Annotated in this window: 15 protein-coding genes; 10 read left to right on the plus strand and 5 right to left on the minus strand. The window is 37.3% G+C overall.

The window, feature by feature from the left end; translation table 11 throughout:
- Nucleotides 1-11: 11 nt before the first annotated feature.
- Nucleotides 12-824 (minus strand): HAD family hydrolase, encoded by an 813-nt coding sequence (locus BHF70_RS08770; RefSeq protein WP_075759865.1) that lies wholly within the window; start codon nucleotides 822-824, stop codon nucleotides 12-14.
- Between the two features lie 23 nt (nucleotides 825-847).
- On the minus strand, nucleotides 848-1333 hold the full coding sequence (locus BHF70_RS08775) for a peptidylprolyl isomerase (protein WP_075759866.1): 486 nt from the start codon (nucleotides 1331-1333) through the stop codon (nucleotides 848-850).
- A gap of 251 nt (nucleotides 1334-1584) precedes the next feature.
- Between BHF70_RS08775 and mltG the strand changes: the two genes are divergently transcribed.
- The 6 genes from mltG to BHF70_RS08805 all read left to right on the plus strand — a co-directional run bounded on the left by mltG (nucleotide 1585) and on the right by BHF70_RS08805 (nucleotide 10497).
- A complete protein-coding gene (gene mltG / locus BHF70_RS08780; RefSeq protein ID WP_075759867.1) occupies nucleotides 1585-2475 on the plus strand; it encodes an endolytic transglycosylase MltG in 891 nt (296 codons plus the stop codon).
- Nucleotides 2476-2717: 242 nt separating this feature from the next.
- A complete protein-coding gene (gene nifJ, locus BHF70_RS08785) occupies nucleotides 2718-6239 on the plus strand; it encodes a pyruvate:ferredoxin (flavodoxin) oxidoreductase (protein WP_075759868.1) in 3522 nt (1173 codons plus the stop codon).
- A 284-nt stretch (nucleotides 6240-6523) separates the two neighbouring features.
- Complete coding sequence (locus BHF70_RS08790; RefSeq protein ID WP_075759869.1) at nucleotides 6524-8164, plus strand: Na/Pi cotransporter family protein; 1641 nt, start codon at nucleotides 6524-6526, stop codon at nucleotides 8162-8164.
- 162 nt (nucleotides 8165-8326) lie between these two features.
- On the plus strand, nucleotides 8327-8983 hold the full coding sequence (gene rpe, locus BHF70_RS08795; protein WP_075759870.1) for a ribulose-phosphate 3-epimerase: 657 nt from the start codon (nucleotides 8327-8329) through the stop codon (nucleotides 8981-8983).
- Nucleotides 8984-8987: 4 nt separating this feature from the next.
- Complete coding sequence (locus BHF70_RS08800; protein ID WP_075759871.1) at nucleotides 8988-9812, plus strand: Mrp/NBP35 family ATP-binding protein; 825 nt, start codon at nucleotides 8988-8990, stop codon at nucleotides 9810-9812.
- Nucleotides 9813-10092: 280 nt separating this feature from the next.
- On the plus strand, nucleotides 10093-10497 hold the full coding sequence (locus BHF70_RS08805; protein ID WP_075759872.1) for a 3D domain-containing protein: 405 nt from the start codon (nucleotides 10093-10095) through the stop codon (nucleotides 10495-10497).
- 92 nt (nucleotides 10498-10589) lie between these two features.
- Here the strand turns inward: BHF70_RS08805 and BHF70_RS08810 are convergent, their stop codons facing one another.
- On the minus strand, nucleotides 10590-11504 hold the full coding sequence (locus tag BHF70_RS08810) for a nucleotidyltransferase family protein (protein WP_075759873.1): 915 nt from the start codon (nucleotides 11502-11504) through the stop codon (nucleotides 10590-10592).
- A gap of 151 nt (nucleotides 11505-11655) precedes the next feature.
- On the opposite strand from BHF70_RS08810, the gene nadA reads away from it, so the two are divergent.
- The 4 genes from nadA (at nucleotide 11656) to BHF70_RS08830 (ending at nucleotide 15309) form a co-directional block, all read left to right on the plus strand.
- Nucleotides 11656-12564: a quinolinate synthase NadA gene (gene nadA, locus BHF70_RS08815; RefSeq protein ID WP_075759874.1), complete on the plus strand. Its 909-nt coding sequence runs from the start codon at nucleotides 11656-11658 to the stop codon at nucleotides 12562-12564.
- Nucleotides 12565-12607: 43 nt separating this feature from the next.
- Entirely contained in the window at nucleotides 12608-13912 is a 1305-nt protein-coding gene (locus BHF70_RS08820; RefSeq protein ID WP_075759875.1) for an L-aspartate oxidase, read from the plus strand.
- Nucleotides 13884-14741 (plus strand): carboxylating nicotinate-nucleotide diphosphorylase, encoded by an 858-nt coding sequence (gene nadC, locus BHF70_RS08825; RefSeq protein WP_330390910.1) that lies wholly within the window; start codon nucleotides 13884-13886, stop codon nucleotides 14739-14741. The genes BHF70_RS08820 and nadC overlap by 29 nt, the downstream gene beginning before the upstream one ends.
- 82 nt (nucleotides 14742-14823) lie before the next feature.
- The gene (locus tag BHF70_RS08830; RefSeq protein WP_075760572.1) at nucleotides 14824-15309 is read left to right on the plus strand and encodes a YcxB family protein; all 486 of its coding nucleotides are present in this window, start codon (nucleotides 14824-14826) and stop codon (nucleotides 15307-15309) included.
- Between the two features lie 282 nt (nucleotides 15310-15591).
- On the opposite strand, the gene BHF70_RS08835 is transcribed toward BHF70_RS08830, so the two are convergent.
- The gene (locus BHF70_RS08835; protein ID WP_075759876.1) at nucleotides 15592-16947 is read right to left on the minus strand and encodes a sodium-dependent transporter; all 1356 of its coding nucleotides are present in this window, start codon (nucleotides 16945-16947) and stop codon (nucleotides 15592-15594) included.
- A 27-nt stretch (nucleotides 16948-16974) separates the two neighbouring features.
- The gene (gene thiC / locus BHF70_RS08840) at nucleotides 16975-18276 is read right to left on the minus strand and encodes a phosphomethylpyrimidine synthase ThiC (RefSeq protein WP_075759877.1); all 1302 of its coding nucleotides are present in this window, start codon (nucleotides 18274-18276) and stop codon (nucleotides 16975-16977) included.
- Nucleotides 18277-18353 lie beyond the last annotated feature (77 nt).

The raw sequence follows: 18353 nt of genomic DNA on the forward strand, positions 1-18353 counted from the left end.
ATTTCTTGTGATTATATCAGCTGAAAATGTTTTAATCCATGATATAATCCATCATCATCTACACTTGTAGTAATATAGTCAGCAACTTCTTTCAGTTCATCACATGCATTTCCCATGGCGATACCGTGAGCAGCTGTTATGAGCATTTCTGTATCATTGTTGCTATCACCAAAAGCATAACAATCTTCCACAGTCTTCCCAAAGTATTTTGCAGTAAATTCAATGGCGGTTCCTTTGTGATATCCTTTTGGAAGCATTTCATAATGGTCATCACGAATGCGTACACAGTCAAAGCCAAACTCCATATCATTTACAGCATGAACAAATGCAGCCATGTCACTGGAAGGGTCCGAATTATTTGAGAAAAAACTGCCTTTTTCATATGGTTTAGGATTGTCCCAGGTAAATTGATGAGGCATCTGCGGATTCCGGTCATAAGAATCTATCATATAAGTGTAGTGAGGATGAAAATTTCTGTCATGATCTTTGAAGTAAAGGCATTCAGAACCTTGAAGGCAACCGGAAATACCATATTTTATAGCAAGATGTTCCAGTTCACGGCTGACATTATCAGGAAGTGTTTTGTGGAAAACACTTTCTCCTCCGATTCTCAAATCAGCTCCATTGGAACATAAGAGACCGTCAAATCCAATTTCAAGGATCTCGTCTTCAAAATAAGAAAATGGCCGGCCTGTATTAATAAAGAATTTGTGACCGTTTTTTTGCCCTTGTTTAATTGCCTTAACGGCAGAATCAGGAACACTGGATGTGGTATTGCTGAATAAAGTATCATCCACATCAACAAAAATCAATTTACCGTTCATTTTTATCCTCTGTTCTTAAAAATCTATTCTTCTACAGTTACAGTTTTCATAATCTGAGGTTCTAAAGGTCTGTCAGAGTAATCTGTTGCAGTTTCTGCAATTTTATTTACAACATCCATACCTTCAATTATTTTACCAAATGCAGCATACTGTCCGTCTAAGTGAGGAGAAGTCTTGTGCATGATAAAGAACTGGGAACCAGCAGAATCCGGCATCATGGTACGAGCCATAGACAGTACACCAGGTGTATGTTTCAGATTATTGATTACGCCATTTCCACTGAATTCACCTTTGATGGTATGACCTGGTCCTCCTGTTCCGTCTCCTTTTGGACAACCGCCCTGGATCATAAAACCTTCAATAACACGGTGGAAAGTCAGACCATCATAAAAACCGTCTTTAATAAGATTTACAAAATTTTCTACAGTAATTGGAGCAATCTCCGGATATAATTCTGCTTTCATTACATCACCATTTTCCATAGTGATGGTTACAATTGGATTTGCCATAACAATTTTCCTTTCTATAATTTATAATAAATTCAGATATTACCGTTAAGCGGTATGATTTGATTATAATAGAAAGTTTATAAAAAGTACAGAATAGAGAATGAAATTAGTTAGGTAAAAGAAATGATAAAAAATATTATAAGAAGTTACAAGTTCGTTAAAAATATTAAGAAAATTTAAAAAAGGGATGTACTTTGTGAAATTATTAAGTATAATGACAATATCGGATTATGTCGAAAATGGAGGTTCTTATGGATTTATATTTGGATTATGAAAAAAATCATAGAAGACGAGGCAGAAGAAACCGAAAATCTAAATTACCGATTATTATTGGAATTATACTTTTGGCGTTGATTACTGCCGGTGTTGTTCTGGGACTGCAGTATAAGAAGAAAAAGGAAGAAGAGGCAAGACGGATTGCGGAACAAAACCGGGTAGTGAAGGTTATGTTTCCAGAAGGCTATTCTATTGATATGATGGCAAAACGTTTGGAAGATCAGAAAATTTTTAAGGCAAAGGATTTTGTAGCAGCTGTAAAAGATACAAGTTTGTATGAGAACAAATGGATAAAGGATATCCCGAAAGTAAAAGGTACAAAATATCAGCTGGAAGGATTTTTGTATCCGGATACCTATGAAATATACAAGAAATCTAAGCCGGAAGATCTGATTCAGAAAATGCTGGATAATTTTGAACAGAAATATAAAACATTGTCAAAAACCTATAAAGGCAAGCATACAATGTATGAGCTGGCAATTATAGCTTCCATGATTGAGAGGGAATCCAGCGTCACAAAGGAACGACCGGTGATCGCAGGTGTAATCGAGAATAGACTTGCCCGTAATATGAGGCTTCAGATTGATCCTACAGTACTCTATGTAACCACAGATGGATTATATGATGCCAAGAGAGTATACAATAAAGATTTAAAAGTTGATTCTCCTTATAATACTTATAAAAATAAAGGACTTCCGGTTGGACCGATTTGCAACGGAGCAAGTTCAGCGTGGGAATCAGCGATGCATCCAAAGAAACATGAGTATTTATATTACAGGACAGATGGATCCGGAAAAGGAACCCATATATTTACAAAAACATTTGAGGAACACAAAGCTGCTGCAACAACCGCAAAACAAAAATAAAAAATGGATTTTAAAGGAATTGTTAATTTTCTAACGTACAAAAAAAAATACCCGAAAATATAAGAAATTCCTTTAAAAAATTATGCAAATATTGTAAAATAGAGCTGTATGCAGATAATGTATACGGCTTTGTTTATGTTTTAAGCAACTTATAGTTGTTACAATAGTTCCTACCACTATATGTAGGATGCAACAAATGTATGACAACCATCATACGAGATTATTTTAGGAGGAAGAGAAACATGGCAAGAAAAATGAAAACCATGGATGGTAACACAGCCGCTGCACACGTGTCTTATGCGTTTACTGAAACAGCTGCAATTTATCCTATTACACCATCCTCACCAATGGCAGAATCAACTGACCAGTGGGCAACACAGGGTAAGAAAAACATTTTTGGACACCCTGTAAAATTAGTTGAAATGCAGTCTGAAGCAGGTGCTGCAGGAACTGTTCACGGTTCTTTGGCTGCTGGTGCATTAACAACTACTTATACAGCATCTCAGGGTCTGTTACTTATGATCCCTAATATGTACAAGATTGCTGGTGAAATGATGCCTTGTGTATTTGATGTATCTGCTCGTGCACTTGCATCTCATGCATTGAATATTTTTGGAGATCACTCTGATGTATATGCTTGTCGTCAGACAGGTTTTGCAATGCTTTGTAGCTCCAGTGTTCAGGAAGTAATGGACTTAGGAGCAGTTGCTCATCTGGCAACAATCAAAGGAAGAGTTCCAGTATTACATTTCTTCGATGGATTTAGAACTTCTCATGAAATTCAGAAGATTGAAATGTGGGATAATGACGACCTTGCTGATATGGTTGATTATGATGCAATCGAAAAATTCAGAGCAGAAGCATTAAACCCAGAACATCCAGTTCTTCGTGGTTCAGCTCAGAACCCAGATATCTTCTTCCAGGCAAGAGAAGCTTGTAACTCTGCTTACAACGCATTCCCTGCAATCGTTGAAGATTACATGAATCAGGTAAATGCTAAGATTGGAACAGACTACAAATTATTCAACTACTATGGTGCTGAAGATGCTGAAAGCATTATCATCGCTATGGGATCTGTTTGTGAAACAATCGATGAAACAATCGATTACTTAATGAAACAGGGAGAAAAAGTTGGTGTTGTTAAAGTTCGTCTTTACAGACCATTTGTTGCTGAAAAATTAGTTGAAGCTATCCCTGATACAGCTAAAGTTATCAATGTATTAGACAGATCTAAAGAACCTGGTGCAAGAGAACCATTATACTTAGATGTAGTTAATGCATTAAGAGGAACAAAATTCGAAAGCTGCACAATCAACGGTGGACGTTACGGATTAGGTTCTAAAGATACTACACCAGCTGATATCATTGCAACATTCAAGAATGTTGACAAGAATGAATTTACATTAGCTATCGTGGATGACGTTACAAACTTATCTCTTGAAAGAGGAGAAATTCCTGTAACAGCTCCAGACAGCATTGTATCTTGTAAATTCTGGGGTCTTGGAGCAGACGGTACTGTTGGTGCTAACAAGAACTCTATCAAGATCATTGGTGACCATACAGACAAATATGCTCAGGCATACTTTGATTATGATTCTAAGAAATCCGGTGGTGTTACAATGTCCCACTTACGTTTCGGAGATGACCCAATCAAATCTACATACCTGATCAACAAAGCTGACTTTGTTGCTTGTCACTGTGCACCATATTTAACAAAATACAATATGGTTCAGGACTTAAAAGATGGTGGAACATTCCTTCTTAACTGCAGCTGGGCTCCAGAAGAAGTAGGAGATCATCTTCCAGGACAGGTAAAAGCTTACCTTGCACAGCACAACATCAAATTCTACATTATCGATGGTATTAAGATCGGTAAAGAAATCGGACTTGGTGGACGTATCAATACTGTACTTCAGTCTGCATTCTTCAAATTATCAGGAATCATCCCTGAAGAAGATGCAATCAAATATATGAAAGATGCAGCAACAGCTTCTTACAGCAAGAAGGGTGATCACATCGTTAAGATGAACCATGATGCAATTGATGCTGGTGCAAAAGCAATCGTTGAAGTTCCAGTTCCAGCAGAATGGGCTGATTGTGAAGAAGAAAGCTTATTCATTGAAGCAAAAGAAGGAAGAAAAGAACTTGTTGATTACATCAACAATATTCAGAATCCAGTAAACGGACAGGTTGGTAACTCACTGAAAGTTAGTGATTTATTACCATACGTTGACGGACATATGCCACACGGTGCATCTGCATTTGAAAAACGTGGAGTTGCAGTAGACGTTCCTTCTTGGAATCCAGATAACTGTATCCAGTGTAACTTCTGTGCATATGTATGTCCACATGCTACAATTCGTCCAGTTGCAATGACTGAAGAAGAATTAGCAGCAGCTCCAGCAGCTACAAAAGCAGCTGACATGACAGGAATGCCAGGATATAAATTTGCTATGACAGTTACAGTTCTTGACTGTTTAGGATGCGGATCTTGTGTCAATGTATGTCCAGGTAAGAAGGGTGAAAAAGCTCTTACTATGGAAGGATTAGACAGCCAGAGAGATCAGCAGGAAGTTTACACATATGGACAGAGCTTACCAGCAAAAGAAGAAGTATTAGCTAAATTCAAAGCTGATTCTGTTAAAGGAAGCCAGTTCAGACAGCCATTACTTGAGTTCTCAGGAGCTTGTGCTGGTTGTGGTGAAACACCATATGCTAAACTGATTACTCAGTTATTCGGTGATAGAATGTACATCGCTAACGCAACAGGATGTTCTTCTATCTGGGGTGGTTCTGCACCTGCTACACCATATACAACAAACGCTAAAGGACAGGGACCTGCATGGGCTAACTCACTGTTCGAAGACAATGCTGAATTTGGTTTAGGTATGTTCACAGGACAGAACACATTAAGAGAACAGACAAAAGAAAAAGTTGTTGCATTAGCTGAAACAACAGAAAACGCTGATGTTAAAGCAGCAGCAGCTGAATACTTAGACACATATACAGACGGAAGCAAGAACGGAGCAGCTACAGAAAAATTAGTTGCAGCTCTTGAAGCTTGTGGATGTGACGCTGCTAAAGAAATCCTTGCTAAGAAAGATTACTTATCTAAGAAATCTCAGTGGATCTTTGGTGGTGACGGATGGGCATACGACATCGGATTCGGTGGTGTTGACCATGTATTAGCATCTGGAGAAGATGTAAATATCTTCGTATTTGATACAGAAGTTTACTCTAACACAGGTGGACAGGCATCTAAAGCTACTAATGTAGGTGCAATCGCTCAGTTCCAGGCAGCTGGTAAACCAACCAAGAAGAAAGACCTTGCAGCAATTGCAATGAGCTACGGATATGTATACGTTGCTCAGATTTCTATGGGTGCTGATTACAACCAGACAGTAAAAGCTATCGCAGAAGCTGAAGCTTATCCAGGACCATCATTAGTTATCGGTTATGCTCCATGTATCAACCATGGTATCAAAGGTGGTATGAAGATTGCTCAGACAGAAGAAAAGAAAGCTGTTACTTCTGGATACTGGAATCTGTTCAGATTCAACCCATCATTAGCATTAGAAGGAAAGAATCCATTCCACTTAGATTCTAAAGCTCCTTCAACAGATTATGAAGAGTTCATCATGGGTGAAGTTCGTTACAACGCTCTTGCTCGTCAGAACCCTGAAAGAGCAAAAGAACTGTTCGCACAGTCTAAGAAGAATGCTGAAGAAAAATATGCTAAATTAAAAGAAATGTCTGACAAATAGGCATTAAGCATTTAGCGAAAACGAGTCGTAGACGAAGTTTGAAAAGTATATAAAATCTCCAGTAGATTAATTTAATCTACTGGGGATTTTTTTCATTGTATGGCAAGTCACTCATGAGTGAGAGATGCAGGGAGTTGATAGCAGATTTGTCCGCTTTGTCCTTTCCTTTTATAGTTAACGAACATTTTACCTAAATTTAACATTACAGTACTATAAAATCGTGTAAAATATAGATGTCGTAAAAATGTAGTTAAATTTTAGTTAAAAATCAAAAGGAGAAAAAAGTGAACAGTACAATAATATTAGGGCTGTTAGGGGGCCTGGCATTGTTCCTGTATGGAATGCAGATGATGAGTGCAGGATTAGAGTCTGCGGCAGGAGATAAAATGAAGGAAATTCTGGAACGATTGACTTCCAATCGTTTTCTAGGTGTTTTAGTGGGTGCTGTTATTACAGCAGTTATTCAGTCATCTTCTGCGACAACAGTTATGGCTGTTGGATTTGTAAACTCAGGGATGATGACATTAAATCAGGCTGTATGGATAATTATGGGTGCAAACATAGGAACAACAATTACCGGACAGCTGATTGCCCTGGACGTGGGAGCCATGGCACCATTAATTGCTTTTATCGGTGTAGCAATGATTGTATTCATGAAAAATCCCAAAATCCAGTATATCGGTCAGATATTTGCAGGACTTGGAATCTTATTTATCGGAATGAATATGATGGGTGATGCAATGGTGCCGCTGAGGGATTTTCCGCCATTTATTAATTTAATGACCAGATTTTCTAATCCGGCAGTAGGTATTCTGGCAGGAATGGTCTTTACAGCATTGATTCAGTCCTCATCTGCATCTGTAGGAATTTTGCAGGCACTGGCGTTAAGCGGTGTTATCAGTTTGCGAAATGCAGCTTTTGTATTGTTTGGACAAAATATCGGTACTTGTATTACAGCAGTACTGGCTTCCATTGGAACAGAAAGAAATGCAAAGAGAACAACGATCATTCACTTACTGTTTAATATTATCGGAACGGTGATATTCACTGTGGTCTGCCTGGTATTCCCGTTAACAGATTATGTGGCTGCGTTTAGCGGATCAAGTATTACAAGACAGATTGCCAATATGCATACATTATTTAATATTACAACAAGTATTCTGCTGATTCCGTTTGGAAATCAGCTGGCAGTACTGGCTGTAAAAATTCTTCCGGAAAAAGAAGAAGAGAAAGAGCACCATAAGCATCTTAAGTATATGAAAGAAGTCGACACCAGTGTAGATGCAACAATCGGTACAGCTGCTATATATATGGAAGGAATGAAAAAAGAAATTTCCAGAATGCTTGAAATGGCAAGAATTAATGTTGAAAAGAGTTTCCAGGCATGTCTTCAGGGAAATAGCCAGTCTATTGATGATGTTGAAAAAAGAGAAGAATACATTGATTATTTAAATAAAGAAATTTCCAGAGCAATTTCTAAAATGATGATTCATGAGACCAATGAGAAAAACTCTAAAAATATTGGATCATATTTTGATATCACAGGAAATATTGAGCGAATAGGAGACCATGCAGTAAATATCTGTGACTATACAAAACTGATAGAAGAAAATAATATTAAATTTTCAGATGAATCTCTTGCAGAAATAGAAGAAATGAGAATGATATGTGCAGGTATGTTCCGAGCGGTACAGGAAATAACAACGGATGATGCCACATGGCTGGAAGCCATTCATGATTCAGAAAACTATGTGGATGAGAAAACAGAAGAATTTTATCAGAAGCATTTGGAGAGAATTAAAAGAGGGGAATGCAATGACGAAGCATGTATTATTTTCTCTGAAATGTTAACGGATTTTGAAAGAATTGGAGATCATATCTGGAATGTGGCAAAGCAGATAGGCAAAATCAAGGAGAGAAACTGATATTTACATAAAATGTTTTATATTTATTTTTAGAACTTACTTTTTGAACAAGCTATGATATAATAATATACAAAGGTAGATAGGGAACCTGGGAAAGTTACTTTTCCAGGTCTCTGCCTTGTTTTAGGAAAGATTCATTAAGAAAACAGAAGGAGAAGCATTATGGAATATATTTTATCCCCATCTATTTTATCCGCAGATTTTGCAAAACTCGGTGCAGATGTTAAAGAAGCTGCAGATGCAGGTGCTCAGTGGCTTCATATTGATGTTATGGATGGAACATTTGTGCCAAATATTTCTTTTGGATTTCCGGTTATTAAATCCATCAGAGATTTGACAGATATTGTTTTTGATGTACATTTAATGATTGAAGAACCAGGAAGATATGTTGATGAATTTGTAAAATCCGGAGCAGATTTAATCACACTTCATGCCGAATCAACAAAACATCTTCACAGAGCAATTCAGCAGGTGAAGGCTCACGGATGCAAGGTAGGAGTTTCTTTAAATCCGGCAACTCCGTTAAGTGCTTTGGATCATGTTTTGGAAGAAATTGATATGGTCCTGATTATGACAGTAAACCCAGGATATGGAGGACAGTCCTATATTCAGGGAATGAATCAGAAAATTCGCGATTTAAGAAAGATCATAACAGAAAAAGGGCTGAATGTTGATATTCAGGTTGATGGTGGAGTGAAAGCAGATAATATTCAGGCAATAAAAGAATGCGGAGCTAATGTTTTCGTAGCAGGATCTGCTGTATTTAATGGCGATATTACGGCCAATGTGAAAGAATTATTAAAATTAATGGAGGATTAGACAAATGAGTGAGTGCAATCATGATTGCGGAAGCTGTAGCGCAAACTGTGATAGCAGAGCAAACAGTAAAACAGATTTTCTGGAACCTTTATATAGAGAAAGCAGTGTAAAAAAGGTTATTGGAATTGTCAGCGGAAAAGGTGGTGTTGGTAAATCTATGACAACATCTCTTTTAGCTGTTGCAGCCAACAGAAAAGGTCTTCACACAGGAATTTTAGATGGAGATATTACAGGACCATCCATTCCACAGACATTTGGTCTGCATGAAAGACTTCTGGGAAACAGTGAAGGAATTATTCTGCCGGCGTTGACTAATTTTGGAATTGAAATTGTATCATTGAACCTGATGCTGGAAGAAGAAACACAGCCGGTAATCTGGAGAGGGCCGGTAGTAGCAGATGTGGTAAAACAGTTCTGGGGTAAAACATTATGGAAAGATATTGATGTAATGTTTGTAGACATGCCTCCAGGAACAGGAGAGGTACCTTTGACAGTATTCCAGTCTGTGCCTTTAGATGGAATTATTGTTGTGGCAACACCACAGGAGCTGGTAGGAATGATCGTTGAGAAAGCGGTAAATATGGCAAATATGATGAATGTGCCGGTATTAGGTCTCGTTGAAAATATGAGTTGCATTCAATGTCCGGACTGTGGAAAGGAAATTAAAGTATTTGGAGACAGTCATATAGAAGAGATTTCTGATAAATTTAACATTCCTGTTCTTGGAAAACTGCCAATCGATCCAAAATTAACAGAAGCATGTGACAATGGATTGATTGAAGATGTGGAAAATATTTACCTTGATGGGATTATTGACATGCTTGTTTAAATTTGTCAGTTAATAGACTTTAGAGTCTGAAAAATATAGCAATAAGAATAGAAAGAGTAGAAATTATGTTATTTCTGCTCTTTTTTTGTATACAATCATAAAATGCTAGTTAACATTTCTGTAAAAAATAATTGGAAAAATATGGAAATAAACTGTTCTTTTTTTAATACAAAGGTTGACAAAAAGAATATTTCAAGATAAAATCGTAACATACATCACAAAGATGTTACAAAAATGTTTCAAAATTTAAAAAAAGGGAAACAATTAGAAAGAGGTTATTATGTTAAAAGTAATGAAGAAGAAAGTGTTATTAGTAGTAATGATGTTAGTCGTGGCATCAGGATTCTTATTTACAGGATCTGCTTCAACCAATGCAAAAGCAAAAGAAGTACAGTACTTAGGAAAATATAAATTAACAGCTTATTGTGGTTGTAAAAAATGCAGTGGGAAATGGGGAAACCGTACTGCATCTGGTAAAAAGGCAAAACAGGGAAGAACTATTGCAGTAGACAGAAAAAAAATCAAACTTGGAACAAAAGTAAGAATTAATGGAAAGACATATGTGGCTGAAGATGTTGGAGGAGGAGTAAAAGGTAAGCATATTGATATTTACTTCAAATCCCACAGTCAGACAAAGAGATTCGGAAAGAAAACCGGAGTAAAAGTATACAAGATTAAAAAATAAGAATTTATAAAAGGCTGTCGCCCTAAGAATAATGAAAGATTTAATTCAGTTCTTTCTTAGGAAGACAGCCTTTCTATTTTAACTATATTTAATTAAAATTCTTCAGGATAGATTCCCTGATTTTTAAAATTCTGTAAAGCATCCATTACATTTTGCTTATCTTCAGGATAAGTGACTCCATACCACTGGTCTTTTGAAACAAGAACCTCCATGGTTGCTTTTCCCTGAGTTAATAGATCGCTGGCAACACTAGGAATAAAATATTCACCTTTTAAAGGATTTTCCTTTAATGCTTTATCAAGAAACAGAGGGAAGCCCTTTTCCAGCTCATCCATGATCATTGGCTGGAATCCGAAAAAGTTCATGGACACCAGTTTATCAAAAGGAAGGGAATTCCATGTTGTGCCATCATCTTCAGTAAATTCTGCATGATCTTCTCGTTTCTCGATGTGGGTACGTTCTGTGATGGAAATCAGCTGATGGTTATCATCAACTTCACAGATTCCACGGGATACATAGCCGTTTTCTGTTACTGTATTGCCAAGGTGGTAACCGACCATGGCAAAAGGAGATTTTTCCTCGTTAGATTCTTTCATAAGAAAGTCTGCCATTACCTGAAAACCATGGACTCCATAATAGTCATCAGCATTGATGACAGCAAAAGGTTCATTAATATAAGGTTTGGCACAAAGAACAGCGTGAGCAGTACCCCAGGGTTTGACACGGCCTTCAGGAAGTGAATAACCTTCAGGGAGTGCATCCACCTCCTGGAAAGCATAGCATACTTCCATGTCATCAGGGACACGTTTTCCGATGGTCTCCTTGAAATCCTGTTCAATAGCTTTTTTGATTATAAAGACAACTTTTCCAAATCCGGCACGTCTGGCATCATAAATGGAATAGTCAATGATAGCATGGCCTTGTGGATCCATAGGATCCATTTGTTTTAAGCCTCCATAACGACTGCCCATACCGGCAGCAAGGATAACTAAAGCTGGTTTTTTCATTCTATTTTCAACCTCCTGTTAATTTCTATTATATAAAAATAGTATACATTATTAAAAAACATGAGTCTAGTATGAGGAGAAAAAACCCCATAAATACTTGATTCAAAATGGTTGAAGTGGTATATTAAACATTAATAGTAAGGAGAAAAGGATGCAAGAATTAAAGAAAGAAATCGAACAATTAAAAAAAGAAAAAAATGCTGTTTTACTGGCACATTATTATGTAGATGACGAGGTGCAGGCAATTGCTGATTATGTGGGAGATTCCTATTATCTGGCAAAAGTTGCACTGAAAGAGTCAAAGGATGTTATCTGTTTTGCAGGTGTTAAATTCATGGGTGAGAGTGCTAAGATTCTGAATCCGGAAAGAACTGTTATTATGCCGGATCAGCTGGCAGATTGTCCTATGGCACATATGGTGGATGTTGAGAAGATTCAGAAGGTGAGAGAAGAATATGATGATCTTGCTGTTGTATGTTACATTAACTCAACTGCAGAAATCAAATCTTATTCTGATGTTTGCGTGACATCATCCAATGCCCTGAAAGTTGTGAAAGCACTTCCTCAGAAGAATATCTTCTTTATTCCAGATGAGAACCTGGGAAGATATATTGGATCACAGCTTCCAGAGAAAAACTTTATTTACAATGACGGATTCTGTCATGTACATAAGAGCATCACAGCAGATAATGTTAAAAAAGCAAAAGAAGCACATCCGGAAGCAGAGATTCTGGTACATCCGGAGTGTACACCTGATGTTGTTGCATTGGGAGACTATATTGGAAGTACTTCTGGAATTATCGATTATGCAACAGCATCTGATAAGGATACATTTATTATCTGTACAGAGATGGGTGTGTTATATGAACTGAAACAGAAGAATCCAGAAAAAACATTCTATTCAGTAGGACATCGTCAATTCTGCCCTAATATGAAACGAATCAGTCTGGAGAATGTGAGAGACACATTAAAAGAAATGAAGAATCAGGTAGAACTTCCGGAAGAACTGCGTCTTAATGCAAAGAAAGCTTTGGATGAGATGTTACGAATTGCCGGATAATTAAAATAAGAGACAGAGGTTCTAAGAAAGGAACTAAAGAGATATGAAATCAGCAGATGTGATCGTTGTTGGAACTGGTGCGGCGGGATTGTTTCACGCACTATTTTTACCTCAGGATTACAAAGTTATTATGATAACAAAAAAAGAAGTTGAAGACAGTGATTCTTTTCTGGCACAGGGTGGAATATCTGCCTTAAAGAATAAGGATGATTTTGATTCTTATTTTGAAGATACAATGAAAGCCGGACATTATGAAAATGATAAAGATGCAGTGGAGAAAATGATCGAAGAGTCTCCAGGAATTATAGATGACCTGATTGCTTTTGGCGTACAGTTTGACAAGAAAGACGGAGAGATTGAGTTTACCAGAGAAGGAGGTCATTCTACTTTCCGTATTCTGCATCATGAGGACATGACAGGCAGAGAGATTACCAGTCATCTCTACGAAGAAGTTAAGAAACGTTCCAATATTACGATTATGACCCATTGTACTATGCTGGATGTGATAGAAAAGGATGGAGAATGTAAAGGTGTCATATATAAAGATGAACAGGGTAATGTATCGTCTTTGTTTGCACCTAACACGGTTCTTGCAACAGGTGGACTGGGTGGTTTATTTAAAAATTCTACAAACTTCCGTCATTTAACAGCAGACAGTCTGGCAATTTGTCTTCGACATAATATTGAGTTAAAAAATATAAATTATATACAGATTCATCCAACTACGTTTTATTCAAAAAAACCGGGAAGAAGATTTTTAATTTCTGAATCTGTTCGTGGTGAGGGTGCGTATTTACTGAATAAAGATGGAGAAAGATTTACAGATGAATTGAAACCGAGAGATGTAGTGACAGGTGAGATTCGGAAACAGATGAAAAAAGATGGAACGGATCATGTGTATCTTTCAGTTACTCATCTGGATGGAGACAGAATAAAACAGCGTTTTCCGAATATATACAGGCAGTGTCTGGAGGAAGGTTATGATATGACAAAAGACTGGATACCTGTAACTCCTGCACAGCACTATTTTATGGGTGGAATAAAGGTTGATCTAAACAGTAAGACTACTATGGAACATTTATATGCTGTTGGAGAGACAAGTTGTAACGGGGTACATGGAAAAAACCGTCTTGCAAGTAATTCTTTATTGGAAGCGTTAGTATTTGCCAAAGCTGCTGCTAAAGATATACAGAAGAATCCTGCACATATGGATATGGATATTTATGTGGATTATGAAAAGTACAGCCAGGAAGAACAGCTGATGAAAGAAAATCAGCGTCTGGTATTAGATGAAATTAAGAGAAAGGACAGGAGCTTTTATGATCAATGGTGTAACGATGGCAATTAATATTGATGAATATTTAATGAATGCCTTAAAAGAAGATATTACAGGAGAAGATGTAAGTACCAATGCAGTTATGCCAGAAGCCAGACAGGGAAAAGTAGATTTAATCTGTAAAGAAGATGGAATCATCTGTGGACTGGAAGTATTTGAACGGGTGTTTAAACTCCTGGATTCAGATGTGGTTTTTGAAACACAGCTGAAAGATGGCGATGAGGTTAAATATGGAGATCTGATGGGAGTTGTCAAAGGGGATATCAGAGCTTTATTATCTGGAGAAAGGGTTGCTTTGAATTATCTTCAGAGAATGAGTGGTATTGCAACATTTACCCACTCTTTGGCAAAAGAGCTGGAAGGATGTTCCACAAAACTTCTTGATACCAGAAAAACAACTCCGAATATGAGACCTTTTGAAAAATATGCGGTAACTGTCGGAGGAGGATATAACCACAGATATAATCTTTCTGACGGTGTTATGCTGAAAGATAATCATATTGGGGCAGCAGGAAGTATTAAAAAGGCTGTTGCCATGGCAAAAGAATATGCGCCATTTGTTCGTAAGATTGAAGTGGAAACAGAAAATCTTGAGATGGTAAAAGAAGCAGTGGAAGCTGGTGCAGATATTATCATGCTGGATAACATGGATGATGAAACAATGAAAGAGGCTGTTAAAATCATTGATGGACGTGCGGAAACAGAGTGTTCCGGAAATGTTACCAAGGAACGTCTGGCAGCCATTCGTGAAATAGGAGTTGATTATGTTTCCAGTGGAGCATTGACACACTCAGCACCGATTCTTGACATTTCTTTAAAGAATTTAGTGCCAATAGAATAAGTTAAACATGAAAAGCAGAAAGAATCTCGTTTTATGACGGGATTCTTTCTGTCTATAGAAAGGAAATCTTGTGGAAAAAACAATGAAATTTGAAAATAGATATTATGCAGATTATACAGTGATCAGAGAATATACAAAGCATGTATTTTGTAAGACGACACGAATCATGGGAATGATACTGATGATTGTTTCAATGTGCGGTTTTGGATTAAGCCTTTTTGCAGGATATACGGTATCAGAAAGTGTATTGTTTATTTGTTGTTTTCTTGGTGGACTGATGATTTATTGTTATTATTTTCTTGTATTGAGAGCAATGACAAAGCAGTCAGATAATTTACATGGCGGAACACTTCCTGAAATGATTATAAAATTTGGTGATAGGATTGAATTGAATGAAGGAAATGTTCAAATGGAATTTGATTATAAACAAATTATAAAAGTACATAATCTTCCAAATTTATATGCATTGATGATCGACAAAAACCAGTCCATTATTGTAGCTAAAGGAGGATTTGTAAAAGGAACTAAAGAGGAATTTGAGAAATTTATAAGAGAAAAGATTAAATAGATTAAAAAATAGCCATGGGCCCCGGAACAAGCTCAACCGTAGATAAATACGGAGAGAGTTTTGGGAAACATGGCTATATCAGATGAGGGATGACTCCCGCCTCTGTAGGCGGTGAGCAACAATTATGTATCAGTGGCGGGTTTCAATCCCCCATCTGATATACGCTCCGCGAGGATGCGCAGAAATTCGGATTGGAAGTATGTCTGCTATGCAGACCTGAATTCCGCGCCAAGACTCGCGAGCGAGTCTTGAATAGAATTATGGGGAAAATCCCATATTTTCTTATACTGTAATGAGTCCAAGTCCTTCCATAATAGAGAATACAAGGATTGCAATAATACAGATTGGTGCAAGATATTTGATCATTACCAGGAATAAAGGTTTTCTTTTGAATTCTCCGGAACTTTCTACTTCATTGATAATAACATCAGGTTTGATGATATATGCAACGAAGATACAGGTCAGGAATGCAGCAATCGGCATCAGAACACTGTTGCTCAAGAAATCGAAGAAATCCAGAAAACTGAATCCCATAATCGTAATGTGGCTCCAGATTCCAAATCCAAAGGAAGAAGGAATAGCCATTAAACAGGCAATGATAAACATTAAAATACAGGCAGTGACACGTTTTATATGGAATTTATCCATAATTACAGCAACCAGAGTCTCAAGCAGTGAAATTGCAGATGTTAAGGCTGCAAAGAACACCAGAATGAAGAATACGGCTGCGAGAATATTTCCAAATGCCATACTGTCAAATACTTTAGGAAGCATAACAAACATTAGAGAAGGTCCTTTTGCCAGCATGGAAGGATCTCCATTGGAAAATACAAAAACAGAAGGAACAATCATTAATCCTGCTAAAAATGCAATACCGGTATCAAAAATTTCTACCTGACTGACAGACTTTTCAAGGTCAGATTTCTTAGGCATATAAGAACCGAAAGTAATCATGATACCCATGGCAAGTGACATGGAATAAAACAGCTGTCCCAGTGCTGCCAAAAATGTTGTTGGCCCAAGATGTTTGATACTCGGTTTGAGATAATAAGCCACACCTTTCATTGCTCCCGGTCTGGTAATACAGAACAGGGAAATGCCAATTAAAAGAAGAACAAGGATTGGCATCATAAAGGTGCTGACACGTTCGATTCCACCTTTTACTCCAAGCAGTACGACAATGGTTGTAATCGCCAGAAAGACTAGGAGACAAATCATAGGTTCTGTTGTCTGGCTGATAAATCCGGTAAAGAAAGTATCAGATGCTGCGGCATGTGTCTGACCTTTTATGGAAACCAAAAGGAATTTTGTTACCCATCCACCAATAACGCAATAATAAGGGAAAATGATAAATGGGATAAAACTGGTTAAATATCCGATAAAACTATATTTTTTATTAAAATATCCAAAAGCATTAATAGCGCTGGTTCCTGATTTTCTTCCTAAAGCAACTTCTGTGATCATCAATGTAAAACCAAAAGTCACAGTAAGGATTAAATATACTAATAAGAAACTTCCACCGCCATACTTTGCTGCCAGATACGGAAATCTCCATATGTTACCAAGTCCTACTGCTGATCCGGCAGTTGCCAGGACGAAGCCGATTCGGCTGGAGAAACCGCTTCTTTCATTTGACATAAATATTACCTTCCTTCATACATATTTTTATATAACATCAACATCTTCGCCGGCTAAAACAGCGTTCATGTTGCGTACGGAACACATTTTTCCGCACATGGTGCAGGTATCTTCTCTTTCAGGAGTAGATTCTGCACGATATCTTCTCGCTTTTTCAGGGTCAAGAGCCAGTTCAAACTGTCTTTCCCAGTCAAGTTTCTGTCTCGCAGCAGCCATCTGGTTATCCCAGTCCATAGCTCCTTTGATACCTTTTGCAATATCAGCTGCGTGGGCAGCAATTTTAGAAGCCATAATACCTTCTTTTACGTCATCAACGTTAGGAAGGCGAAGATGTTCTGCAGGAGTTACATAACACAAAAAGCTTGCACCGGATGCTGCGGCAATAGCACCTCCGATGGCAGATGTAATATGATCATATCCAGGGGCAATATCTGTAACAATAGGTCCCAGAACATAGAATGGAGCACCATGACAAATAGTCTGCTGAATCTTCATATTTGCCTGAATCTGGTCCATTGGCATATGTCCAGGTCCTTCAATCATAACCTGAACATCTTTTTTCCATGCGCGAGCAGTTAATTCACCTAAAGTAACCAGTTCTTCAATCTGAGAAATATCACTGGCATCCTGAAGGCATCCAGGTCGGCATGCATCACCAAGACTTAAAGTTACATCATATTCATTACATATATCCAGGATTTCATCATAATATTCAAAAAATGGATTTTCATTTCCAGTTGCCTCCATCCATGCAAAAATTAAAGAACCACCACGGGAAACAATATTCATCTTTCTTTTCATAGCTTTAAAACGATCCGCTGTGTTTCGATTGATACCGCAATGGATAGTCATAAAATCAACACCATCTTCTGCATGCATTTTAAAAACATCAATCCATTCTCTGGATGTAATATCTTTTAAAGCTTTGTTATAGTAAACAATGGCATCATAAATTGGAACGGTACCAAGAATGGCAGGGCATTCATTGACCAGTTTCTTACGAAAAGTATGAGTATCTCCAAAAGAAGAAAGATCCATAATTGCTTCTGCTCCCATGGCAACAGCCTTGTTGACCTTTTCCATTTCAACATCGAGATTCAGACAGTCTCTGGAAGTTCCAAGATTAACATTAATCTTGGTTTTTAAAGAATTCCCAATACCAAAAGGTTTTAAACAGGTGTGATTTTTATTGGCCGGAATAACAATTGTTCCAGCAGCAACTTCTTTCATAATCTCCTGTACATCAAGTCCTTCATATGCAGCAACTGCTTTCATCTGTTCAGTAATAATTCCCTGTCTGGCTGCATTCATCTGTGTTGTGTAAGTCATAATATTAACCTCCAAAATGATAAAAATATTTTGGGAGACTCTTTGTATATTATTTAATTGAAAAATCCATTAAATAA

Origin of the sequence: Anaerostipes sp. 494a (assembly GCF_001940315.1) — a bacterium.
GTDB lineage: Bacteria > Bacillota > Clostridia > Lachnospirales > Lachnospiraceae > Anaerostipes > Anaerostipes faecalis.